Raw genomic sequence first — 20005 nt, 5'->3', positions numbered from 1 at the left:
GACGATTTGGCAAGGAGGTTCTGACGGGGTATCTTCCCTGCCCTATGGAAACCCTCGTTCGCGTCACCGATCTCAGTCGTCGCTTCGGCAGCCATCTGGCGCTGTCCGGGGTCAATCTGTGCCTGGAACGCGGCGAGGTGCTGGGACTGCTCGGCCCCAACGGCGCAGGCAAGACCACCTGTCTGCGGCTGTTGGGCGGGATGCTGGCGCCAGACGGCGGACGGATCGAGATCCAGGGCATCGATCTGGCGCGACGTCCGCTGGAGGCGAAACGCCATCTCGGGTATCTGCCCGAACGCCCGCCGCTCTATCCCGAACTGCGGGTCGATGAATATCTGACCTTCTGCGCGCGGCTTCACCGTCTCCCGCGGCGGCGCATCGGCGAGGCCATTGAGGAGGCCAAGCACCGCTGCGGGTTGGAAGACGCTGGCCGGCGTCTCATCGCCAAGCTCTCGAAGGGCTTTCGCCAGCGGCTCGGCATCGCTCAGGCGATCCTGCACAAACCAGCCCTGCTGATCCTCGACGAGCCGACCGAAGGTCTCGATCCCTTCCAGATGCGCGAGCTGCGCGGACTCATCCGGGAGCTGGCGCATGACTGCGGCATCATCCTCTCCAGCCATCTGCTGCCGGAGGTCCAGGCGGTTTGCGACCGGGTCGCGATCCTGTATCAGGGCCAGATCCGTTTCGATGACTATCTGCCTGCCGAGCAGCCGGTCTATGGCTGGCGGATCCGCCTGGGGCCACCGTCCAGCGTCGCGCAGGTCGCCGATCTGCCCGGCGTTGCCGGGGCGCTGGCGCTGGGCGATGACCGCTATCGGGTGATGCTGGCCGACGACGCGACATCCGCCGATCTGGCGCGCGTGATTCTGCTGGCCGGGCTTGAACTGCGCGAGCTCATCCCGGATCGCAGTGATCTGGAGCGGGTCTTCTTCGATCTGATCGGTGTGGAGGAGGCGGCATGATCGGCGTGCTGGCCGGACGCGAGATCCGCAGCGGTCTGGTAACGCCGCTGCCCTGGATCCTGCTCGGCGCGGGTCAGATCGTGCTGGCCTGGATCTTCCTGCAGGTGATCGAGACCTTCAGCGGGCTGGGCGCGGATGAGCGGGTGGCAAGCCTGACTCAGGAACTGGCCCTGAATCTCTTCGGCTTCGCCGCCGTCATCGCCATGCTGGCCGCGCCGCTGCTGGCGATGCGGATGTTGAGCGGCGAGTTCCGCGACGGCAGTTTCGATCTGATCGGCGCCGCGCCGCTGCGCATCGTCGAGATGGTGCTGGGCAAATTTCTGGGACTGATCGCCCTCATCACCCCGCTCTGTCTGCTGCCGGCGCTCAATCTGCTGCTGCTCGCCGATGTTGCCGGGCTGGATGCCGGTCAGATCGCCGCCGCTACCCTGGGGCTCTGGCTCGCCGCCATCCTGTTCTGCGCGATCGGGCTCTATGCCTCCAGCCTCACCGCCCAACCAGGGGCCGCCGTGCTCATCGCCTTCGGCATCCTGCTGCTCTTTTCCATCATCGGACGCGCCGAGTCGTTCGCTGTTCAAACGCTCTCACTCTTCGGCTGGCTGTCCTGGAACGAACATCTGTTCTGGTTCCTGCTGGGCGCGGTGCGTCTGAGCGATCTGGCCTACTTTATTCTGTTCACCGGCCTCTTTCTGGCCCTGACCCATCGCCGGCTGGCGAACCGGCGTCTGCAATGAAGCACCTCGCAACCCGCATCCTGAATCAGGCACGCCGACTGGAACGCCCACTGGCGGACGCGCTCTTTGCCCTGCTGCTGCTGGCACTGGTCGTCAGCGCCGGCTGGCTGGTCGCCCGTCATGACCGCTATTGGGACTGGACGGCCGCCGCCAGCAACAGCCTGACCCCGGAGAGTCTGGCGATCCTGCAACGACTGGACGGCCCGCTCCGTGCGACGGTCTTCGCCGCCCCCGACAGCCCGGTCGCACAGGCCATCGAACGCCTTCTGACCCGTTATGCGCAGCACCTGTCAGCGTTCGCGGTCGAATATCTGGATCCGCAGCTCTTTCCGGAACGCGCGCGTGCGGCGGATGTCTCGCTGGTCGGTCAGATCCTGCTCGAATACCGTGGTCGGCGTGAGACGCTCAAAGAGGTCAGCGAGCGCGCCATCGGCGCCGCCATCGCCCGTCTCATCGAGACGCGGAAGCCCTGGATCGCCGTGGTCGAAGGTCATGGCGAGCGCGCCATCACCGGTCAGGGCGGTACCGATCTGGGGCGCTTCGGGCGCGAACTGACCGATCAGGGCTTTCTGGCGCGGTCGCTGGATCTGGCCACCGTCCCGGATGTCCCCGACAACACCCGTCTGCTGATCCTCTCGCTGCCGAACATCCCGCTCTTTCCGGGCGAAATCGATGCCCTGATCCGCTATCTGAATCGTGGCGGCAATCTGCTCTGGCTGCTGGATCCGGGTCCGCTGAACGGTCTGGAGCCGCTGGTGGATGAACTGGGCCTGACCATTCTGCCGGGGATGGTGGTGGATGCGGCAGCGGCGAAACTGAAGATTGAAACCCCGACCGTGGCCGTCATCGCCGACTATCCTGACGATCCGCTGGCGACAGGACTCAGCGCCCCCGCGCTGCTGCCGGGGAGCCTCGCCTTCGAGCCCCAGATCGCGCCCGGCTGGACGCTCGCCAGCTATCTGGCGACCGGCAAAGAGAGCTGGAACGAGACCGGACGCACCACAGGCCAGATCGACCGCGATACCATCGTCGGCGAACAGCCGGGGCCGCTCCCCGTGCTGATGGCGCTGACCCGGACCCTGCCCGCCGCAGACCCGGACGAGACCGGCGCGACTGATCGCGAGCAGCGCGTGCTGGTGGTCGGCGATGGCGATTTTCTGAGCAATGCCCAACTCGGCGCACAGGGCAACCGGGCGCTCGGCATGGCACTGCTGCGCTGGTTGAGCGGCGGCGAAAGCCTGCTGGAACTGCCACCGCTTCCGACCGCCGCCGAGCCGCTGACCCTGGATGACCGCCGGCGGATGCTGATCGGGCTCGGCGCACTCTTGTTGCTGCCGGGACTCTTTTTAACCGCCGGACTGGCGATCCGCTGGCTGCGCTGGAGGGGACAATGACGGCACGCTGGCTGGTCAACCTGTTCCTGCTGGTGCTGGTCATCCTGCTGGGATCCATGATCCGGCATGAGGTCAACCGTGCACAGACGCCGCCAACCCTGACCGATCTGATCGCATCCGATCTGCTGCGGATTGAGATCGCCCGCGAGGGCGAGCCGACCATCCGGCTCGGCCAGTCGCTCCAGGGCTGGCGTCTGGAGGAGCCGCTGCAAATCGATGCCGATCCAGCCAGGGTGGATCAACTGCTCGCGATCCTGAGCACTCCGGTGCATCGCAGCCTCCCCGCCGAGACGGCGGCGCTCGGCGAACTGGGTCTGGCGTCGCCCAAACTCCGGCTGCGGCTCGATGCGCTCGAACTGACCTTTGGCGGCATCGATCCGGTGAGTCAGTATCGCTATGTCGCCAGCGATGGACTGGTCCATCTGATCGATGACCGCTTTTATCATCTCCTGATCGCCCCGCCGCTTGACGCTGTCTCGCGCCGACTCCTGCCGCGCGGTTTCGTCCCGGTCTTCGGGCGGCTCGCTGACATCCCCCTGGCAACCAAAACGCTGACCGGACTGGAAGGTATCGTTGCCGAGCGGATTGAGCCGCTGACCGGGGAGCCCGGCGGCACACCGGTCGAACTCAAGCTGGCCGACGGTACCGCGCTGCGTTTTCTGGTTTCAGAAGACCGCCGACGCTGGAGCCGGGAGGATGTGCGGCTGCTCTATGTGCTGACGAATGCGCCCGAACTGATCGAGGATCCCGATGCCATCGATCCCACACCGCCTGCTGCGGCTGTCATGCGCGCTCCAGGCATGCCGCCATCTGAGATCGACGGGGCCGACCCCTTCGCGCCACTGCCCGAAACAGCGGATGGCTATGGTTTCGATCCCGAGGCCGACCCCGACGCCATCGTGCCCGGCGACGCCCCGGTCGGCCCGCCTCCCGAGGTACGGCTGACACCCGACGGCCAGGCGCCGGTCAGAACGAAAATGAGCCCGGAGGGCATGAAACCGCACGGGCCGCTGCGCGGCGAACCCTATAAGGATCCGCCATCCGGTTTCGGCCAGGATCCCTTCGCGCCGGATCCAGTGCCGGATTGAACCCCGTTCAGAGCAAAATGCCCGAACTCCCCGAGGTCGAAACCACGCTGCGCGGTATCCGTCCACATCTGGAAGGCCGGCGCATTGAGCGTCTGCTGATCCGCGAGGCGCGTCTGCGCCTGCCCATCCCGCCCGACACCCCGGAGCAGGTCGCCGGACAGACCATCGGTGCACTCTCCCGACGCGGCAAATATCTGCTGATCGGACTCGAACGCGGCACCCTGATCGCGCATCTGGGAATGTCCGGCAGTCTGCGGATCGTCGCGGCTGAGAGCCAGCCCAAACGGCACGATCATCTGGATCTGATTCTCGACGACCGGCGCTGTCTGCGTTTCCATGACCCGCGCCGCTTCGGACTCTTTCTCTGGACACCCGAACCGCCCGGGATCGTGCGCGTCCAGCACCCGTTGCTGCGCGGTCTGGGACCGGAACCACTGGAGGATGGATTCGACGGCGATCATCTCTATGACCTGAGCCGGACGCGGCGGGTCGCGGTCAAGTCGTTCGTCATGGACGGCAGCGTGGTGGTGGGGGTCGGCAACATCTACGCCAGCGAATCGCTCTTTCTGGCCGGCATCCATCCGAAGCGGCCCTGCAATCGCATCGGTCTGGCGCGTTACCGGCGTCTGGCGGCGGTGATCCGCGCGGTGCTGGGGTCATCCATTGAACAGGGCGGCACCACGCTGCGGGATTTCGTCAACGAGGATGGACAGCCGGGTTATTTCGCTCAATCGCTGCGGGTCTACGGACGGACGGGCGAACCCTGCAGGGTCTGCGGCGAGCCGGTGCGCCAGACGCTGATCGGACAGCGTTCGAGCTTTTACTGCGCGCACTGTCAGCGGTGAGGCTATCAGCTTTTTGGAGTCCAGTGGAAAACGGATCGCTGGAGGCTCTTGATCAGGATAACGACTCCAGCAAGTGCTGCAAGTCGGGCAGACTCGCCGGCTTCACGAGATGATGATCGAATCCGGCCGCCTCGGTTGCGGCCTTGTCCTGCGGTTGACCCCATCCGCTCAGGGCCGCGATGACGACATTCGGATCCGCAAGCTCGGCGCGCAGACGCTGGCAGGCGCCATAGCCGTCAAGCCTTGGCATGCCCAGATCCAGAAGGATCAGGTCGGGCCGAAACGTTGCCGCAATCTCGACCGCTTCGACTCCGTCACGGGCGATCCGGACCTCCTGTCCCAAGAGGTTCAGCAGCATGGACAGACTGTCCGCCACATCCGCATTGTCGTCCGCGACCAGAATCCGATGGCGCCTTGCCGCATCGTCCGCGCCGGTCGTCGCAGAGGCGGCGAGGGAAGTGACGAGATGAGGCAGCCGGACCACGAACTCACTGCCCATTCCCTCGCCCGCACTGATCGCCGTCAGGGTGCCACCATGCAGGGTGACAAGCTGCCTGGCGAGACTGAGACCGATGCCAAGCCCGCCCCTGGAGTTGTTGCGCGATGAATCGGCCTGCACGAACATCTCGAAGATCGAGTCGATCATCGCTGGCGAGATGCCAATACCCGTATCCCTGACGCACAGCACAACCTCGCTGCCATCCGGTTCGACACTGAGCTGGATGCGCCCGCCGGGTTCGGTGAATTTCGCGGCATTGTGGAGCAGATTCGACACCACCTGCGCCAGACGGATCAGATCGCCCTCGACGCGCAGGGGCTCGCGCGGAACCGTGACGGAGAAGCTGTGCCGACGGGCGTCGATCAAAGGCCGGCTGGTTTCGATGGCCCGCTCAACAACGTCCGTCATGGACAGCGGTACTGACCTGATCTCGATCCGTCCACGATTGATCCGGGAGATGTCCAGCAGATCATCCACCAACTGAGTCAGATGCTCGACCTGACGCTCGATCAGATTACGACACCAGGTGAGTGTCGTGTCATCCGCAAGCACCATTCGCAGAATTTCTGTGGCGTTCCTGATTGGCGCCAGTGGATTGCGCAGCTCGTGGGCGAGAATGGCGAGAAATTCATCCTTGCGCCGATCAGCCTCGCGCAGCGCCTCTTCGGTTTCTTGCTGTGTGGTGATATCCAGCGACATCACCAGGATTCCCGTGATCTGACCGGAGGCATCCCTGAGTGGAATCTTGTCGGTGCGGATCCAGCGCCGTTCCCCGGATGGCAGGCGCTGGGGTTCAATAATGCCTAAACGCGGCTCGCCGGTTTGAATCACGATCAGGTCGTCCTGATAGTAGCGATCAGCCTCTTCAGGATAGAGCTCTGACGTGTGCCGACCTTCGATCTGCTCTTTTGGCAAACCGAGCGATCTGGCAACCGCCGCGTTGACCCGAATCAGGCGATTGGAGGTGTCCTTGTACCAGATCAGGGCCGGCACATGATCCAGAATGAGCGCCTGTTCCTGCTGCAACTCCCAGGAGCCGACGGCGCGCCTGTCCAGGGTTTCCTTAAACAAAGATGCATCACGCACCGATGGATCGAGCAAGTCATATCCACACATCGGCATATCAGGGGCTATTTGGCGCAACGAAGCAGGAATCCGGCGATCAATGATCGAAACGATGCAGAGTCCTTTGACGCGGGGATGGGCGCAGATAATTCAACAGGTCAACGGCGGCCTGGAGGGCCGTTTCCTTATCCAGTGCGTAGACGCCCGACCGGGCATAATGACGGCGGATGGTTTCGTGATGCGTTGACGCGAATTGGTCAGCCGCTAAATGTCTGTCCGCGATAATAGCACCAAAGGAGGCCGGGTCGGTCTCCAGATCGCGATAGATCATGGCAGGGTCAATTTTCATGGTGAACTGTGCAGATGAATGAGTGGAAGCTCATTCTGGCCTGTCCGGGCCGGGTCGTACACCCGGACAAATACTCAAAAAAGCAGAATCAATCATCAACACGCTGAAGAGCGCCCGGTCAGCCGCGCCAGTCCGCGCAGCACCAGATCGGGAATCTCCACGCAGGGCCGATCCAGTGCCGGTCGCAACCGCTCCGCATCGCCGCCCGTCAGGAGCAGACGCGGGGTGTCGCCGGACTCCACAGCCAGACGGTCAAACAGTCGGTCGGCCAGCGCCGCAAGCGCCTGCACGCTGCCGGCGGCCACCGCCGTGCCGGTATCCGCCGCCCAGGGATCGCCCACCGGCTCGGATTCGATGCGGGGGATCCGGGTGCCCGCCAGCAGACTGGTCCGCATCATCTCGATGCCAGGCAGAATCAGGCCGCCCAGATGACGTCCATCGGCGAGCAGCAGATCGAAGGTGGCGGCCGTGCCGGCATCGAGAATCAGGGTCGCCTGCCGCGCCTCGGCATGGGCCGCGATCAGGGTCAGCCAGCGATCAACCCCAAAGCGGGCAGGATCGGCATAGGCGATCCGCAGGCCATCCTGCTCGGCGCGGGTGCGGATGAACTCGGGCTCCAGCCCCCAATAGGCGCGCGTTACCCGACACAGCGCACCGGCCACCGCCTCGCCACCCACATTGCTGACCAGGATCCGCGCGGGTGCCGGATGCGACTCCCAGGCCGCCAGCAGATCCAGCGGCACGCCACCGCTGTGGCGCACGACCTGAACCGACCACGACACCCCGTCGCCATACCCGGTCCAGCGCAGATTGGTGTTGCCGATGTCGATGAGCAGGTTCATTGCAGAATGCCGATCTCGCCCCTACGGCGATAATCTTCCACGCTGAGTTTTCGGTGTGGAGCCATAACGGGAGTGGATTCAGACATCAGGTGCCGCCTGTTTTTAGCGAGTATGCCAAGGTTGATCCAAACCGAAAACCTCGCATACCGCGCTGGGCACGGTTTAAGATCCACGCAAACTGACCTCGCCGGTCTGAAACGACCGTCGGCCATCCGGGGTATCCAGTTGCAGCGACCCATCGGGGCCGATGCCGGCATGACGCCCTTCGATGATCCGCTCGCCCATCAGCAGTCGCACCGGCTTGCCCTGCAATGTATCGAACTGCCGCCAGCGATCCAGAAAAGGCGCCAGCCCCTCGCTGCCATACTGCTCCAGCGCCGCCATCAGATCATCCAGAATCCGCGCCGCCAGCCGGTTGCGGCTGAGCGGCTTGCCGTTCAGCGCCTGATCGAGCGTCGTCCAGGGTTGATCGATGTCGTTTCCCTGCGTTGGATCCATGCGCAGATTGAGACCGACCCCCACCACCAGATGGCTCGGTCCCTGCGATTCGCCCGCGACCTCCAGCAGCAGTCCGGCGAGCTTGCGACCCTGCCACAGGATGTCGTTCGGCCATTTCAGGGCCAGATCCGAGACCCCCGCCGTGCGCAGGATCTCGGCCAGCGCTGCACCGACCGCCAGACTCGCCCCGCCCAGCGCGGCTGGCGCCAGCGGATAGCGCCAGAGGATCGACAGATAGAGATTGACCCCGAAGGGCGAGATCCAGGCACGCCCGCGTCGTCCGCGACCGGCGGTCTGGCGCTCGGCCAGACAGACGGCGCCAGATGGCGCGCCGGCTGACGCCTCGCGCATGAGATGGGTATTGGTGGAATCGATCTGGTCATGGATTTCCAGACGGGCAAGCCGGTCGCGACCTGCGTCCGATAACCCTGCCCGAATCTGTCCGGTATCGAGCAACTCCAGCTCAGACACGGCTGGCCAGCCAGCGGTCACGGGTCCGGGCAACGGCGTCGGCAACTGGCTCCAGCCACATCAATTCGCAGGTATCGGCATTGGCCGGCTGCGGATGAGCGGTCAGTGTCATGAGCTCATCGCGCCGGAACAGATGCAGCGCGACGCCATCGGTCTGACCCGCCGCGCGTGCGACCAGCCGCTCCAGATTCTCCGGGGTCGCGCGCAGACCATCGACCGCGAGCAGGACGTCACCCGGCGCCAGACCGGCACGCTCGCCGGCCCCGCCGGAGATGACCGACTGAATCACAACCTCGTTCCCGCCCGGACGCAGACGCAGATTCAGGGTCGGCACAGCGGATGTGAGCGGTGCGAATTGCTCCACACAGCCGCCGAGATCTTTCGGACCCCGATTCGGACGCAGCCGCATGCCGATGCCCACGCTCGCGAGCAGATCGGCCAGATCCGTATCCTCGGTCGAATCGAGCGTCTGGGCAAAGAAGCCATCCAGATCCAGCCCGGAGACTGCACCCGCGACCGCTTCCACGCCGCGTTCCGGCACCCCGACGCCGGTCTGTCCGTGGCGGCGCCAGAGTTCGCGCATGACCGCGTCGAGCGAGCAGGCGCCAGCCGTCCCGCGCCGGATGGTCAGATCCAGCGCCAGCGCGACCAGCGCGCCCTTGCCGTAATAGCTGACCAGCGCATTGGGGGCGTTTTCGTCGGGTTTGTAGAACCTGGTCCAGGCATCGAAGCTGGCATCAGCCAGGGTCTGAACACGCCGCCCCGGATTGCGCATCACGCGGGTGATGGTGGCGGCAAGCAGACCGAGATAGGTCTTGCGATCAATACAGCCGGCGCGCACCAAAGCCAGCTCGTCATAGTAGGAGGTGATGCCCTCGAAGGCCCACAGCAGTCGGGTGTGGACCTCGCGCTCCAGCCCTCCATTGATCAGAACCTGAGGCCGGATCCGCTTGACCAGCCAGAGATGGAAATATTCGTGGCTACAGAGCCCGAGAAAACGGGTGTAGCCTTCGGTCGGCAGCGACGGTGGATCCTCACCCGGCTGGGGCAGGTCGTCGCGCGCGCAGAGCAGACTGGTGGAGCAGGCGTGTTCCAGTCCGCCATAGCCTTCGCCCACAGCCGTCACCAGAAACAGATAGCGATCAAGCGGTAACTCGCCGAAGAGCGCCGCGTGTTCCGCACAGATGGGCCCCAGATCCGCGATCAGACGCGTCTCGTCGAGCCGGTGCCGACCGCTGATGGCGACATGATGCGGGATACCGCGCACGGCGAACGGCACCAGTCTGAAACGTCCCATCTCCACCGGATGATCGATGAGATCGGCGTAATCCTCGGCCCGATAGCTCCCGAAACCGAGCGGTTCGGCATCCAGCGGGCGTAGGCTGGTGGCGACGCGCCAGTCCACACCGATCTCGTCGTCCGGCGGCAGCAGATCAATGCGGCAGGGACGATTTTCCAGTCCCGCGACCCGCAGCAGCAGACTCGGCCCATTGAAATAGGCATGGGTGCTGTCCAGATGCGCGGCGCGCACCGAGAGTTCCCAGGCAAAGACCCGATAAGCGACCCTCACCGCGCCCGTCGCTCCTTCGCAGATCCAGGTCTGCTTGTCGTGCTTGACGAGCGGCAGTGACTGGCCGGCGGCGTTGGTCACCGCGATGTCCAGCAGATTGCGCGCAAAATCGCGGATCATGTAGCTGCCGGGAATCCAGGCCGGCAGGGACAGCACCAGCGGATCGCTTGGCGGATGCGGGATCAGGATCTCGACGGCAAAAAGATGCGCCTGCGGAAAGGCGGGGCATACGCGATAGGTCAGATCGAACGAGACAGGGTTTGAGTCTGGCATGGGTGTACTGGCTTGAAGATCGAGCCGACACGTTAGCAGATGCAGCAACTGGGTGCAGCGTCTGTCGGTCACTCAAGGCCCAGGCCGCTGATCGGAGATGAAATGTATGCAGGCTCGCGCCCGGACAGCGGACACAAAAAAGCCGTCAGACGCAGAGGCGTCACTGACGGCATGCACCGGGGCGAATCGCCCCGGATTGACGTTGGCTTACCAGCGCGGCCCGCGGGCAGGACGCTCGCCACGCGGCTTGGCCTGGTTAACCTTCAGGTTACGGCCTTTCAGCGGGGTTTCGTTCAAGCCCTTGATGGCAGCATCGGCCTCAGCATTGTTCGGCATCTCAACGAAGCCAAAACCCTTGGAGTCACCGGTGAATTTGTCGGTGATCAGGTTCACGCTGGAGATTTCTCCATAAGTGCCGAAAGCGTCACGCAGTTCCTCTTGGGTCACGCCGTAGGCCAGGTTGCCAACATAGATATTCATCATTCAAGTTCCATGGAGAGCGCATTGAAGAGAAAGTGAGAACGGTCGAAAAATCAACGCACAACTGATTCGACAGTCTTTGTCTCCAACCGCTGGAGACGAAGTTTGGCAAAACCGACACCTGTCCGGTGTCGGTTTCCGGTCAGGACAGTACTGTAAAAACCGGACATGCAACATCCGTATCTCTACGCTGATGGTTTGGCATGCGTGGTCTGACCGGGACGCGCCCGACCACCGCGCTTTGGCCCCTGGCCCGTGCGCGGGTTGGCGTGGGGTCGCACCGGCGGGCGATTTTGCCGGCGCGGCGCGCCAGCCAGACCCGCATTGCCGCGACGACCGCCCGGAACCGGATCCGGCTCGCAGGGTGGTGGCGTCAGAGACGGCTCGAAACCAACGACCGGCTCCAGCGCGATATCGCGTCGCAGCAGTCGTTGAATCCCCTTGAGCAATCCCACTTCATCGTGGCTCACCAATGACAGCGCCCGCCCGCCAGCACCCGCGCGCCCGGTGCGGCCAATGCGATGGACATAATCTTCGGCCACGTTCGGCAATTCAAAATTGACGACCTGAGGCAGATTGGCGATATCCAGTCCGCGCGCGGCAATATCGGTCGCCACCAGCGCGCGCACCGCACCGCGTTTGAAGTCATCCAATGCGCGGGTGCGGGCGGATTGACTTTTATTGCCATGAATGGCCGCAGCGGTGATCCCTTCTTTTTCCAGGTGTTCGGCCAGTCGATTGGCGCCAGCCTTGGTGCGGGTGAAGACGAGCACCTGATCCCAGCTTTCGCGATGAAAAAGGTGCGCGAGCAGATCGCGCTTACGACCCTTATCGACCGGATGTGCGGCCTGGATCACACTTTCGGCAGCGGTATTGCGACGGGCGACTTCGATCAGTTTGGGACGCTTGAGCAGGGTATCGGACAGGCGGCGGATCTCATCCGAATAGGTTGCCGAAAAAAGCAGGTTCTGGCGTCGTTCAGGCAACAGCTTGATGATGCGTCGCACGTCATGGATGAATCCCATATCGAGCATGCGATCCGCTTCATCGAGCACCAGGATTTCGATCCGCGATAAATCAAGCGTGCGCTGACCGACATGATCGAGCAGACGACCGGGGGTCGCGACCAGGATATCGACGCCGCGATGCAATTGATTGACCTGGGGCTGCATGCCCACGCCACCGAAAATGATGGTGGAACGCAATGGCAAATGAATGCCGTAGGCATGCACGCGCTCGCCAACCTGAGCGGCAAGCTCACGGGTGGGGGTGAGAATCAATGCGCGGGGGTGACGCTGCGGATGACCTTTTTCGGCCAGCAATTGCAGCACGGGCAAAACGAATGCGGCGGTCTTGCCGGTTCCGGTTTGCGCACCGGCGAGCAGATCATGACCGGCGAGAATCTCGGGGATCGCCTGTGCCTGAATCGGGGTGGGACGGCCATAACCCTGCGTTTTGACAGCACGCAGCAAGTCGGCCTGCAGGCCGAGCAAATCGAATGACATGAAAGAAAAACTCCTGGAGCCGGCCAAACCCATGCGTGGATGGGGCCGGCCTAGGCAAAAATGAGGGGCGTTCGGGGGTGATATCTGATGACAGAAGGGGATTCAGCCGCGAGACGACGCATCGACCGGATGATGCGAAGTGGGCAGTCTACGTGGTATCAGGCACAAAAGCCAGTGACGCAATCGGATATTTTTCGATGATTTAAACTGCGCAACCGGCCTGAAGCGACAGGCATCGTTACAGAAACGCGGTTTAAATGATTTTTAAAATAAAACACTTAAACCGCATCCTCTCCGGCTTCAGGTTAGCGGAGATGGCTCCGGGTCAATGCAGCATGGCGCAATCATACTGAACGCGGCTTGAACGGCAATGGATCCTCAGCCTTCAAGCACCCGCAGGGAGTTGGCCTTGAATGTCTCGCGATCAGTCTTGGACGAGGGATCGTATCCCTGCTCCTGCATCTTCTGCTTCATCCAGGCGGGCAGAACACCACGAACATAGACATTCTCAGCGTTATCCGGATCGACATAGCGAGTATATTGACGGGTGCTGAAAGAGCTCGGCTTTGACTGCGTGAAGAGTGATGGGCGACGTCCACGACCACGCTTGGGGATCAAATAGGGGACGATTTCATCATATTCATAGCCGTTATTGTCGATGATCTCGCGAATCTGCTGGATGACTTCATCTCTGCCCTCATGGCGGCGAACCGCGAGGAGACGGTTCAGCTCGGCCTGCTTGCTTTCGGCCTCTTCAAGCTGACGTCTGATTTCATCAAGGCTAAGATTAGTGTATTCCACTTGCGATACCTCCAAAACTGGATTGAGTTGAGATTTATGTCGACGGAATGACCGTTCGCGGCTAATTTAATCGATTCATAATAAATGTCAAGAAGGTCATTGCCGCACTTAGCCATTGAGCATGGCGCAAATCCCGACTCAATGGATGACCGGATACTCGGAACGTGACATGCCGGGAAGACCTGAAGAGGCTGGGGATAATGTGGTTCGTCTAAGCGTCGGGACGCCGCACAAGAAACATCGCATCCCCATAACTGAAGAAACGATAGCCCTTGGCAACCGCATGGTGATAGGCATGCATGATGCGATCATGGCCGGCAAAGGCCGACACCAGCATCAATAATGTCGATTCAGGCAGATGAAAATTGGTCAGCATGACATCGACGATGCGGAAGCGATAACCGGGACGAATGAAGAGACGGCTGTCGCCACGAAAGGGCTTGAGCTCGCCATCGGCGGCGGCGGTCTCCAGACTCCGCACACTGGTGGTGCCAACCGCAATGATCCGTCCGCCCGACTGGCGCGTCAGGCGGATGCGTTCGCATGTATCCTCGCTGACCTCCAGCCATTCGGCATGCATGATGTGCCGGTCGAGGTCATCCACCCGCACGGGCTGAAAGGTTCCCGCCCCGACATGCAGCGTCACCTCCGCCCGTCCAACGCCCAGTTCAGCCAGGCGTTGCAGCATGGGTGCATCGAAATGCAGTCCGGCTGTGGGCGCCGCGACCGCACCCTCACGGCTGGCATAGAGGGTCTGATAGCGGGAATCATCGGCCTCGTCATCAGGCCGTTGAATATAGGGGGGCAAAGGAATGTGACCCTGTCTGGACATGATGTCGGCGAAGGTCGCTTCGACCGCATGCAGACGGAACAGATCACCCTCGCGACCGGTCAGCATCAGGCGCGCGCCATCGGCGAGCTGGATGATCGATCCCGACCTGGGCGACTTGCTGGCGCGGACATGGGCGAGCGCCTCGTCAGGCGCCAGCAGACGTTCGATCAGGATCTCGACCCGTCCGCCGGTCGCCTTCTGACCGAACAGCCGGGCGCGCATGACGCGGGTGTTATTGAAGACGAGCAGGTCATTCGGGCGCAGCAGGCGCGGCAGATCGCTGAAGATCCCGTCGCGCGGGCTGTCCTCCGTGCCATCAAGAACCAGCATCCGTGCCCCGCCACGCTCAGCGAGCGGGCGTTGGGCAATCAATTCGGGCGGAAGATCGTAATAAAAGTCAGAGCGCTGCATTGAGTGAATGGTATCACTTCCGAATGGTATCACTGTGCCAAAAATGAGAATGTTGGCGCACAATTCTGACCCACATTGAGTGGTCGCGCACATTCGGGCGACAATCCACCCACTTATTTCAGGCCATCGTGACGGGCTCGCCGCCCGCGCGAACCCACCGGCCCGACCGACACAGGTCCACTCCGCATGATGAAACTCGGCATCGACCGCCTGCTGGAAACGCCCGATCTGCGCCAACCGCTGCGGGGGCGGCGCATCGCGCTCCTCGGCCATCCCGCCTCTCTGACCGCCACCGGGCAGCACAGCCTGGATGCGCTCATGGCGCTGGGCGACCTGCACATCGTCGCCGCCTTCGGGCCACAGCACGGAATGCGCGGCGACAAGCAGGACAACATGGTCGAGACCCCGGACGCCATCGATCCGCGCTACGGCATCCCGGTCTACAGCCTCTATGGCGAGGTCCGCTATCCGACCCCGGCGATGCTCGACAGCTTTGACGTGCTGCTGGTCGATCTCCAGGACATCGGCACCCGCATCTATACCTATGTGACGACCCTGGGGTATCTGATCGATGCCTGTGCTGGCGCCGGTAAAACGCTCTGGATCCTTGACCGGCCCAACCCGGCCGGGCGTCCGATTGAGGGCAGTATTCTGGAACCCGGCTGGGAGAGCTTCGTCGGCGCTGGGCCGCTCATCATGCGCCACGGTCTGACCTTCGGCGAACTGGCGAACTGGTTCGTCGCCGAGCGCGGATGCAGTCTGGATCTGCATCTGGTCGCAATGGACGGCTATCGCCCGAACGAGGGGCCAGGATTTGGCTGGCCCCTCGCTGAACTTGCGTGGGTCAACCCCAGCCCCAATGCCTCCAGTCTCAACATGGCGCGCTGCTTCCCCGGCACCGTGCTGCTGGAAGGCACCACGCTCTCGGAAGGTCGCGGCACCACCACGGCGCTCGAAGTGGTCGGCGCGCCCGATCTGGACTTCGAGCGGCTGCTCAAGCGGATGCAGCGCGAATGTCCCGACTGGACCCAGGGCGCGCTCATTCGTCCCTGCTGGTTCGAGCCGACCTTTCACAAGCACGTCGGCCAGCTCTGCTCGGGACTCCAGATCCACACCGACAACGCCGCTTATCAGCATGAAATCTTCCGGCCCTATCGCCTGCTCGCACTGCTGCTCAAATGCGTGCGACGGGAATACCCGGACTATCCGCTCTGGCGTCAATTCCACTATGAATACGAGAGCGAACGGCTGGCGATTGATCTGCTGTCGGGCGGAACCCTGCTGCGCGAATGGGTCGATGATCCCGAGGGACAGCCGGGCGATCTGGAATCACGCCTGCTTGCCGACGAGGAACGCTGGAGCGAAATCGTCGCACCGCTGATGATTTACTGATCGAAGCAGAGCATAACCCGCAAACCGGGCCGGTTATCGGTGAGTTCAATGGTGGCGCGATGCAGTTGCACGACGGCCTGGACCAGACTCAGGCCCAGCCCGCTGCCGGGCAGTGAACGGCTGTCGTCGATACGGAAGAAGCGACGGAAGACCTGCTCACGCAATGCGTGCGGAATACCGGGGCCATTGTCGGCGACCAGGATGTGCGCCCGTCCGTCAGCGGCATCAACCGAGAGGGTCAGTTCACCGCCGGGTTGAGTGTATTTGATCGCGTTATCGACCAGATTGACGAGCGCCTGAAACAACAGATCCCGATCCCCAACGATCCAGACGGGATCGTCCGCCACGAGCATCAGGGATTGTCCCTGCTCGGCGGCGACCGGCTCGTAAAGCTCCGCCACATCGGCGACCAGCGCCGCCAGATCGACCGATGCGAAGGCGGCCCGACGGCTGCCGGATTCGATGCGTGCGATCCGCAGCAGGGCGTTGAAGGTGAGCAGCAGCTCATCCGCATCGGCAATGGTTTCCTCGGCCAGCGCACGCGCCGCTCCGCTCTCGGGGAGTTCCGCATCCAGGAGTTCCAGCTTGTTGCGCAGTCGCGTCAGCGGCGTGCGCAGGTCATGGGCGATGTTGTCCGACACCTGCCGGACACCGGCCATGAGGATCTCGATCCGCTCCAGCATGCGGTTGAGACTGATCGCCAGTTGATCGAAATCGTCGCCGCTGCCGCTCAATGGAATCCGTCGCGAGAGATCGCCTTCCATGATCTCACGGCTGGTCTGATTGACGGACTCCAGCCGCCGGACCAGACTGGCGCTCATCAGCCAGCCACCCAGCATGGCCAGCGCGGCAGTGATGGCGAAGCCCCAGGACAGGGCATCCTGAATCAGGGCGCGGGTGGCCTCCAGATCGCGGACATCGCGCCCGACCAGCAGACGCAGACCGCCCCGCAGCAGAAACATCTGCGCCCGCGCCTCATGCTCCTCGGTATGGTCGGGGCCGCGCTCGCGCAGGCGAAAGCGGATCCAGCCCTCGTCATCCGCAAATTCGGCCGGCCAGCGGTCGAGATTGCCGACGATGTGCTCCAGTCTGTCGTTCACCAGCAGATAGAGGCTCGATCCCACCGGATCGCGCGCCACCCGTTCGCCGATCACCGAGGTGAGTCCGGTCAGACCGCGCCGACGGTACTGTTCGGCCAGACCACGGATCTCGGCCTCAATGGTGGCGGTGATCTGACGGTCCATATAACCGGCCGTTGACCAGTAGATGAAGCCCAGCAGGATCGCGACCGAGACCCCGAGCAGAAAGACATAGAGCAGCGCCAGACGGAAGATGGAACTGCGCAGAATGCGCACGCTGCGCATCCTCAGATCGAACCCGGCGCCCCTGACTGATTCTGCGGACAGGTTCATTCGGCGGCCATCATGTAACCGCTGCCGCGCACGGTCTGGAGCAGTGGCGGATCGAAATCCCTGTCGATCTTGCTGCGCAGCCGGCTGATATGGACATCGATAACATTGGTCTGGGGATCGAAGTGATAATCCCAGACCTGTTCCAGCAGCATGGTGCGCGTCACCACCTGCCCGGCGTGACGCATCAGACATTCGAGCAGGCGGAACTCGCGGGGCTGAAGCGCAATCGAGGTGCCGGCCCGGTTCACCTCGCGCTTGAGCAGGTCCATTTCCAGATCGGCGACCCGCAGCCGGGTCGCGGGCGCTTCCGCGACCCCGCGCCGCAGCAGCGCCTCGACCCGCGCATGGAGCTCGGAAAAGGCGAAGGGCTTGGTCAGATAATCATCGCCACCGGCGCGCAGTCCCTGGACGCGGTCATCCACCTCACCCAACGCGCTCAGAAAGAGCACCGGCGTGCGATTGCCGGATGCGCGCAGGGTACGGACGATGCCGAGCCCGTCCAGTCCCGGCAGCATCCGGTCCACGATGAGCGCGTCATAATCACCACTCGCCGCCTGGAGCAGACCTTCACGACCTTCCGCCGCATGATCGACCAGCGCCCCGACCTCGGCCAGCGCCTTGCGCAGATAGTCCGCCATCTGACGGTCATCTTCGATCAGCAGAATGCGCATCGGGATCCTCTGTGTTACCGCTGCTCGACCGGCACCGCGACGAACAATGCCTTATCGCCCCGCTCGACCCGCAGGATGACGGCGGTGCGTTTGTCTTCGACCGCTTTGCGCACGGCGGCCTGAAGCTGCTCGGGGGAGGTGAGCGGGTCAGCGCCCACCATCGAGATCAGGCTGCCCGCTTCGATGCCGGCCCGCGCTGCCGGGCTACCGGGCTCAACCTGGGTGACATAGAGCCCTTCACGGTTGGCATCCAGCCCATTTTGCAGACGCAGTTCAGGGGTCAGAGGCGCGAGCGCCAGACCCAGGCGCGGCTGACTGGCGTCCGGTGCACCGCCAGCCGGGAGTGCGGCCTGCTGCGTGTCGTCAGGCATCTGACCCACCGTGATCGCCACCTGCCAGGGCTTGCCATTGCGCCAGACTTCCAGATTCAAGCGACTGCCCGCCGGGGTTGCGGCGACCCGTTTGGGCAGATCACGATAATTCTCCAGCGGCTGGCCGTTCAGGCTCAGGATCACATCGCCGGCCCGCAGATTGCTCTTGCTGGCCGGGCCGTCAGCCAGCACCTCGGCGATCAGCACCCCGTCCGGCCGGTCGAGACCCAGTCCGGCCGCCAGTTCGGGCGTCACCGCCTGGATCTGCACCCCCAGCCAGCCGCGCGCCACCCGACCGGTCGTTTTGAGTTCAGCCACGACCTGCCTGACCGTCTCGGCGGGAATGGCAAAGCCGATGCCAACGCTGCCCCCGGTCGGCGAATAGATGGCGGTATTGACCCCGATCACACGCCCGCTGGTATCGAACAGCGGACCACCTGAATTGCCGCGATTGATGGGGGCGTCGATCTGGAGATAGTCATCATAGGGGCCGGAGTGAATATCGCGCCCGCGCGCCGAGATGATCCCGGCATTCACCGAACCGCCCAGCCCGAATGGGTTGCCAACCGCCAGCACCCAGTCACCGACCCGCGCCTTGCCCGAATCGCCCAGTTCGACATAGGCAAGCGGTCGCCCGGCATCGATCTTCAGGAGCGCCAGATCGGTCTTGTCATCACGACCGACCACGCGCGCCTCATGGCTGGAGCCATCGTTCAGCACCACAGTCACCTGCGTGGCGCCATCGATGACATGATTATTGGTGACGACATGACCCTCGGCGTCCACCAGAAAACCGGAGCCCTGGCCTTGGGTCTGACGCGGCGCAAGCTGCCCGCGCTCATCGAAGAAGCGACGGAAGAATTCCGGGACCGGCAGATTGTCCTGCATTCCCGGATGACCGCGAAACATCACGGCAGGGGACGACTCAGACGTGACCGTGACATTGACCACCGCTGGCACCACCCGCTCGGCGACATCGGCAAAACTGGGCAGGCCGACCGCTGCCACAGTGGCCGGCACCGCAACCGAACCTGCGGCAGGGGTATTGATCTCAGCCAGCGCCACCCCGCCAGCCGCGAGGGCGAGCGCAACCGCAGCGGCGATGGCGTGACGGGCGACTGGCCGGGCGGTCGGGGCCGATTGACCTTGATGAATGGGAGACTGTTCGTTCATACGCGGGCTCCTGAATGCAAGACGGGAATGACTGGCGCGTTCGACCTGACCTTGTCTGTCAGTTGTCTGTCAGATCAGGATGGATCCAGCCGACCATGTAGACAGGGGACAGTATTGACATCACCGCATTGCCGGAGGCTGAACGGATCCTTAATTTTTGGTTAGCGATTAAACCGCGCCCCGTGCGATATGCCATGTTTCTGGTTTGAATCAACCTTGGAGCATCGACAACCGCATGATCTGGCGCGGTTTAAATCATTTTTAAATTAAAGATTTAAACTGCGTTACCGCAAAATTTTCCGGTTGCAGGCGAGAGATAATCCATGTCAAAACATGGCATATCGCACTGGACGCAGTTTAGGTGTTG

Annotated in this window: 18 protein-coding genes; 6 read left to right on the top strand and 12 right to left on the bottom strand. The window is 63.1% G+C overall.

From position 1 onward, the window contains the following. The first annotated feature begins 44 nt into the window (after positions 1–44). Genes EDC35_RS03635 through mutM form a run of 5 tightly spaced genes read left to right on the top strand, consistent with a single transcriptional unit; the run spans position 45 to position 5023 of the window. Positions 45–962, top strand: a complete 918-nt coding sequence (locus EDC35_RS03635; RefSeq protein ID WP_132975852.1) for an ABC transporter ATP-binding protein — start codon at positions 45–47, stop codon at positions 960–962. Then, on the top strand, positions 959–1696 hold the full coding sequence (locus tag EDC35_RS03630) for an ABC transporter permease (RefSeq protein WP_132975850.1): 738 nt from the start codon (positions 959–961) through the stop codon (positions 1694–1696). The genes EDC35_RS03635 and EDC35_RS03630 overlap by 4 nt, the downstream gene beginning before the upstream one ends. Further along, positions 1693–3090: a GldG family protein gene (locus tag EDC35_RS03625; RefSeq protein WP_132975848.1), complete on the top strand. Its 1398-nt coding sequence runs from the start codon at positions 1693–1695 to the stop codon at positions 3088–3090. Before EDC35_RS03630 ends, EDC35_RS03625 begins: the two co-directional genes overlap by 4 nt. After that, entirely contained in the window at positions 3087–4178 is a 1092-nt protein-coding gene (locus EDC35_RS03620; protein ID WP_132975846.1) for a DUF4340 domain-containing protein, read from the top strand. The genes EDC35_RS03625 and EDC35_RS03620 overlap by 4 nt, the downstream gene beginning before the upstream one ends. A 17-nt stretch (positions 4179–4195) precedes the next feature. Then, a complete protein-coding gene (mutM, locus tag EDC35_RS03615) occupies positions 4196–5023 on the top strand; it encodes a bifunctional DNA-formamidopyrimidine glycosylase/DNA-(apurinic or apyrimidinic site) lyase (RefSeq protein WP_132975844.1) in 828 nt (275 codons plus the stop codon). 52 nt (positions 5024–5075) lie between these two features. On the opposite strand, the gene EDC35_RS03610 is transcribed toward mutM, so the two are convergent. The 9 genes from EDC35_RS03610 to queA form a co-directional block, all read right to left on the bottom strand. Further along, positions 5076–6623 (bottom strand): hybrid sensor histidine kinase/response regulator, encoded by a 1548-nt coding sequence (locus tag EDC35_RS03610; protein WP_165903336.1) that lies wholly within the window; start codon positions 6621–6623, stop codon positions 5076–5078. Between the two features lie 61 nt (positions 6624–6684). After that, positions 6685–6918, bottom strand: a complete 234-nt coding sequence (locus EDC35_RS03605; RefSeq protein WP_132975840.1) for a hypothetical protein — start codon at positions 6916–6918, stop codon at positions 6685–6687. A gap of 113 nt (positions 6919–7031) precedes the next feature. Beyond that, on the bottom strand, positions 7032–7778 hold the full coding sequence (locus EDC35_RS03600; protein WP_132975839.1) for a type III pantothenate kinase: 747 nt from the start codon (positions 7776–7778) through the stop codon (positions 7032–7034). Between the two features lie 162 nt (positions 7779–7940). Continuing rightward, on the bottom strand, positions 7941–8747 hold the full coding sequence (locus EDC35_RS03595) for a biotin--[acetyl-CoA-carboxylase] ligase (protein WP_243651401.1): 807 nt from the start codon (positions 8745–8747) through the stop codon (positions 7941–7943). Further along, positions 8740–10590, bottom strand: a complete 1851-nt coding sequence (locus tag EDC35_RS03590; protein WP_132975835.1) for a M61 family metallopeptidase — start codon at positions 10588–10590, stop codon at positions 8740–8742. Before EDC35_RS03590 ends, EDC35_RS03595 begins: the two co-directional genes overlap by 8 nt. Positions 10591–10797: 207 nt before the next feature. After that, positions 10798–11070 carry an RNA recognition motif domain-containing protein gene (locus EDC35_RS03585; protein ID WP_132976290.1) on the bottom strand — a complete coding sequence of 91 codons (273 nt, stop codon included), beginning with the start codon at positions 11068–11070 and terminating at the stop codon, positions 10798–10800. A 185-nt stretch (positions 11071–11255) separates the two neighbouring features. Continuing rightward, a complete protein-coding gene (locus EDC35_RS03580) occupies positions 11256–12575 on the bottom strand; it encodes a DEAD/DEAH box helicase (RefSeq protein ID WP_132975833.1) in 1320 nt (439 codons plus the stop codon). Between the two features lie 378 nt (positions 12576–12953). After that, positions 12954–13376, bottom strand: coding sequence for an H-NS histone family protein (locus tag EDC35_RS03575; protein WP_132975831.1), 423 nt, complete (start codon positions 13374–13376; stop codon positions 12954–12956). 211 nt (positions 13377–13587) lie between these two features. Further along, complete coding sequence (queA, locus tag EDC35_RS03570) at positions 13588–14619, bottom strand: tRNA preQ1(34) S-adenosylmethionine ribosyltransferase-isomerase QueA (RefSeq protein WP_132975829.1); 1032 nt, start codon at positions 14617–14619, stop codon at positions 13588–13590. 186 nt (positions 14620–14805) lie between these two features. Here queA and EDC35_RS03565 point away from each other — a divergent pair, with 186 nt between their 5' ends. Then, a complete protein-coding gene (locus EDC35_RS03565; protein WP_207896097.1) occupies positions 14806–16011 on the top strand; it encodes an exo-beta-N-acetylmuramidase NamZ family protein in 1206 nt (401 codons plus the stop codon). On the opposite strand, the gene EDC35_RS03560 is transcribed toward EDC35_RS03565, so the two are convergent. From EDC35_RS03560 to EDC35_RS03550, 3 genes are read right to left on the bottom strand one after another with little or no spacing between them, the layout of a single operon-like run. Continuing rightward, a complete protein-coding gene (locus EDC35_RS03560; protein ID WP_132975827.1) occupies positions 16005–17423 on the bottom strand; it encodes a sensor histidine kinase in 1419 nt (472 codons plus the stop codon). The two genes, EDC35_RS03565 and EDC35_RS03560, sit on opposite strands and share 7 nt — an antisense overlap. Further along, positions 17420–18094, bottom strand: a complete 675-nt coding sequence (locus EDC35_RS03555; protein ID WP_132975825.1) for a response regulator transcription factor — start codon at positions 18092–18094, stop codon at positions 17420–17422. The genes EDC35_RS03560 and EDC35_RS03555 overlap by 4 nt, the downstream gene beginning before the upstream one ends. Before the next feature lie 14 nt (positions 18095–18108). After that, the gene (locus EDC35_RS03550) at positions 18109–19638 is read right to left on the bottom strand and encodes a Do family serine endopeptidase (protein WP_132975823.1); all 1530 of its coding nucleotides are present in this window, start codon (positions 19636–19638) and stop codon (positions 18109–18111) included. Between the last annotated feature and the right edge of the window lie 367 nt (positions 19639–20005).

The sequence above is a fragment of the Thiobaca trueperi genome (genome assembly GCF_004342175.1).
In the GTDB taxonomy this organism is placed as follows: domain Bacteria; phylum Pseudomonadota; class Gammaproteobacteria; order Chromatiales; family Chromatiaceae; genus Thiobaca; species Thiobaca trueperi.
The sequence above is the reverse complement of the archived record's forward strand: the minus strand, read 5'-3'. Positions and strand labels throughout refer to the sequence as shown.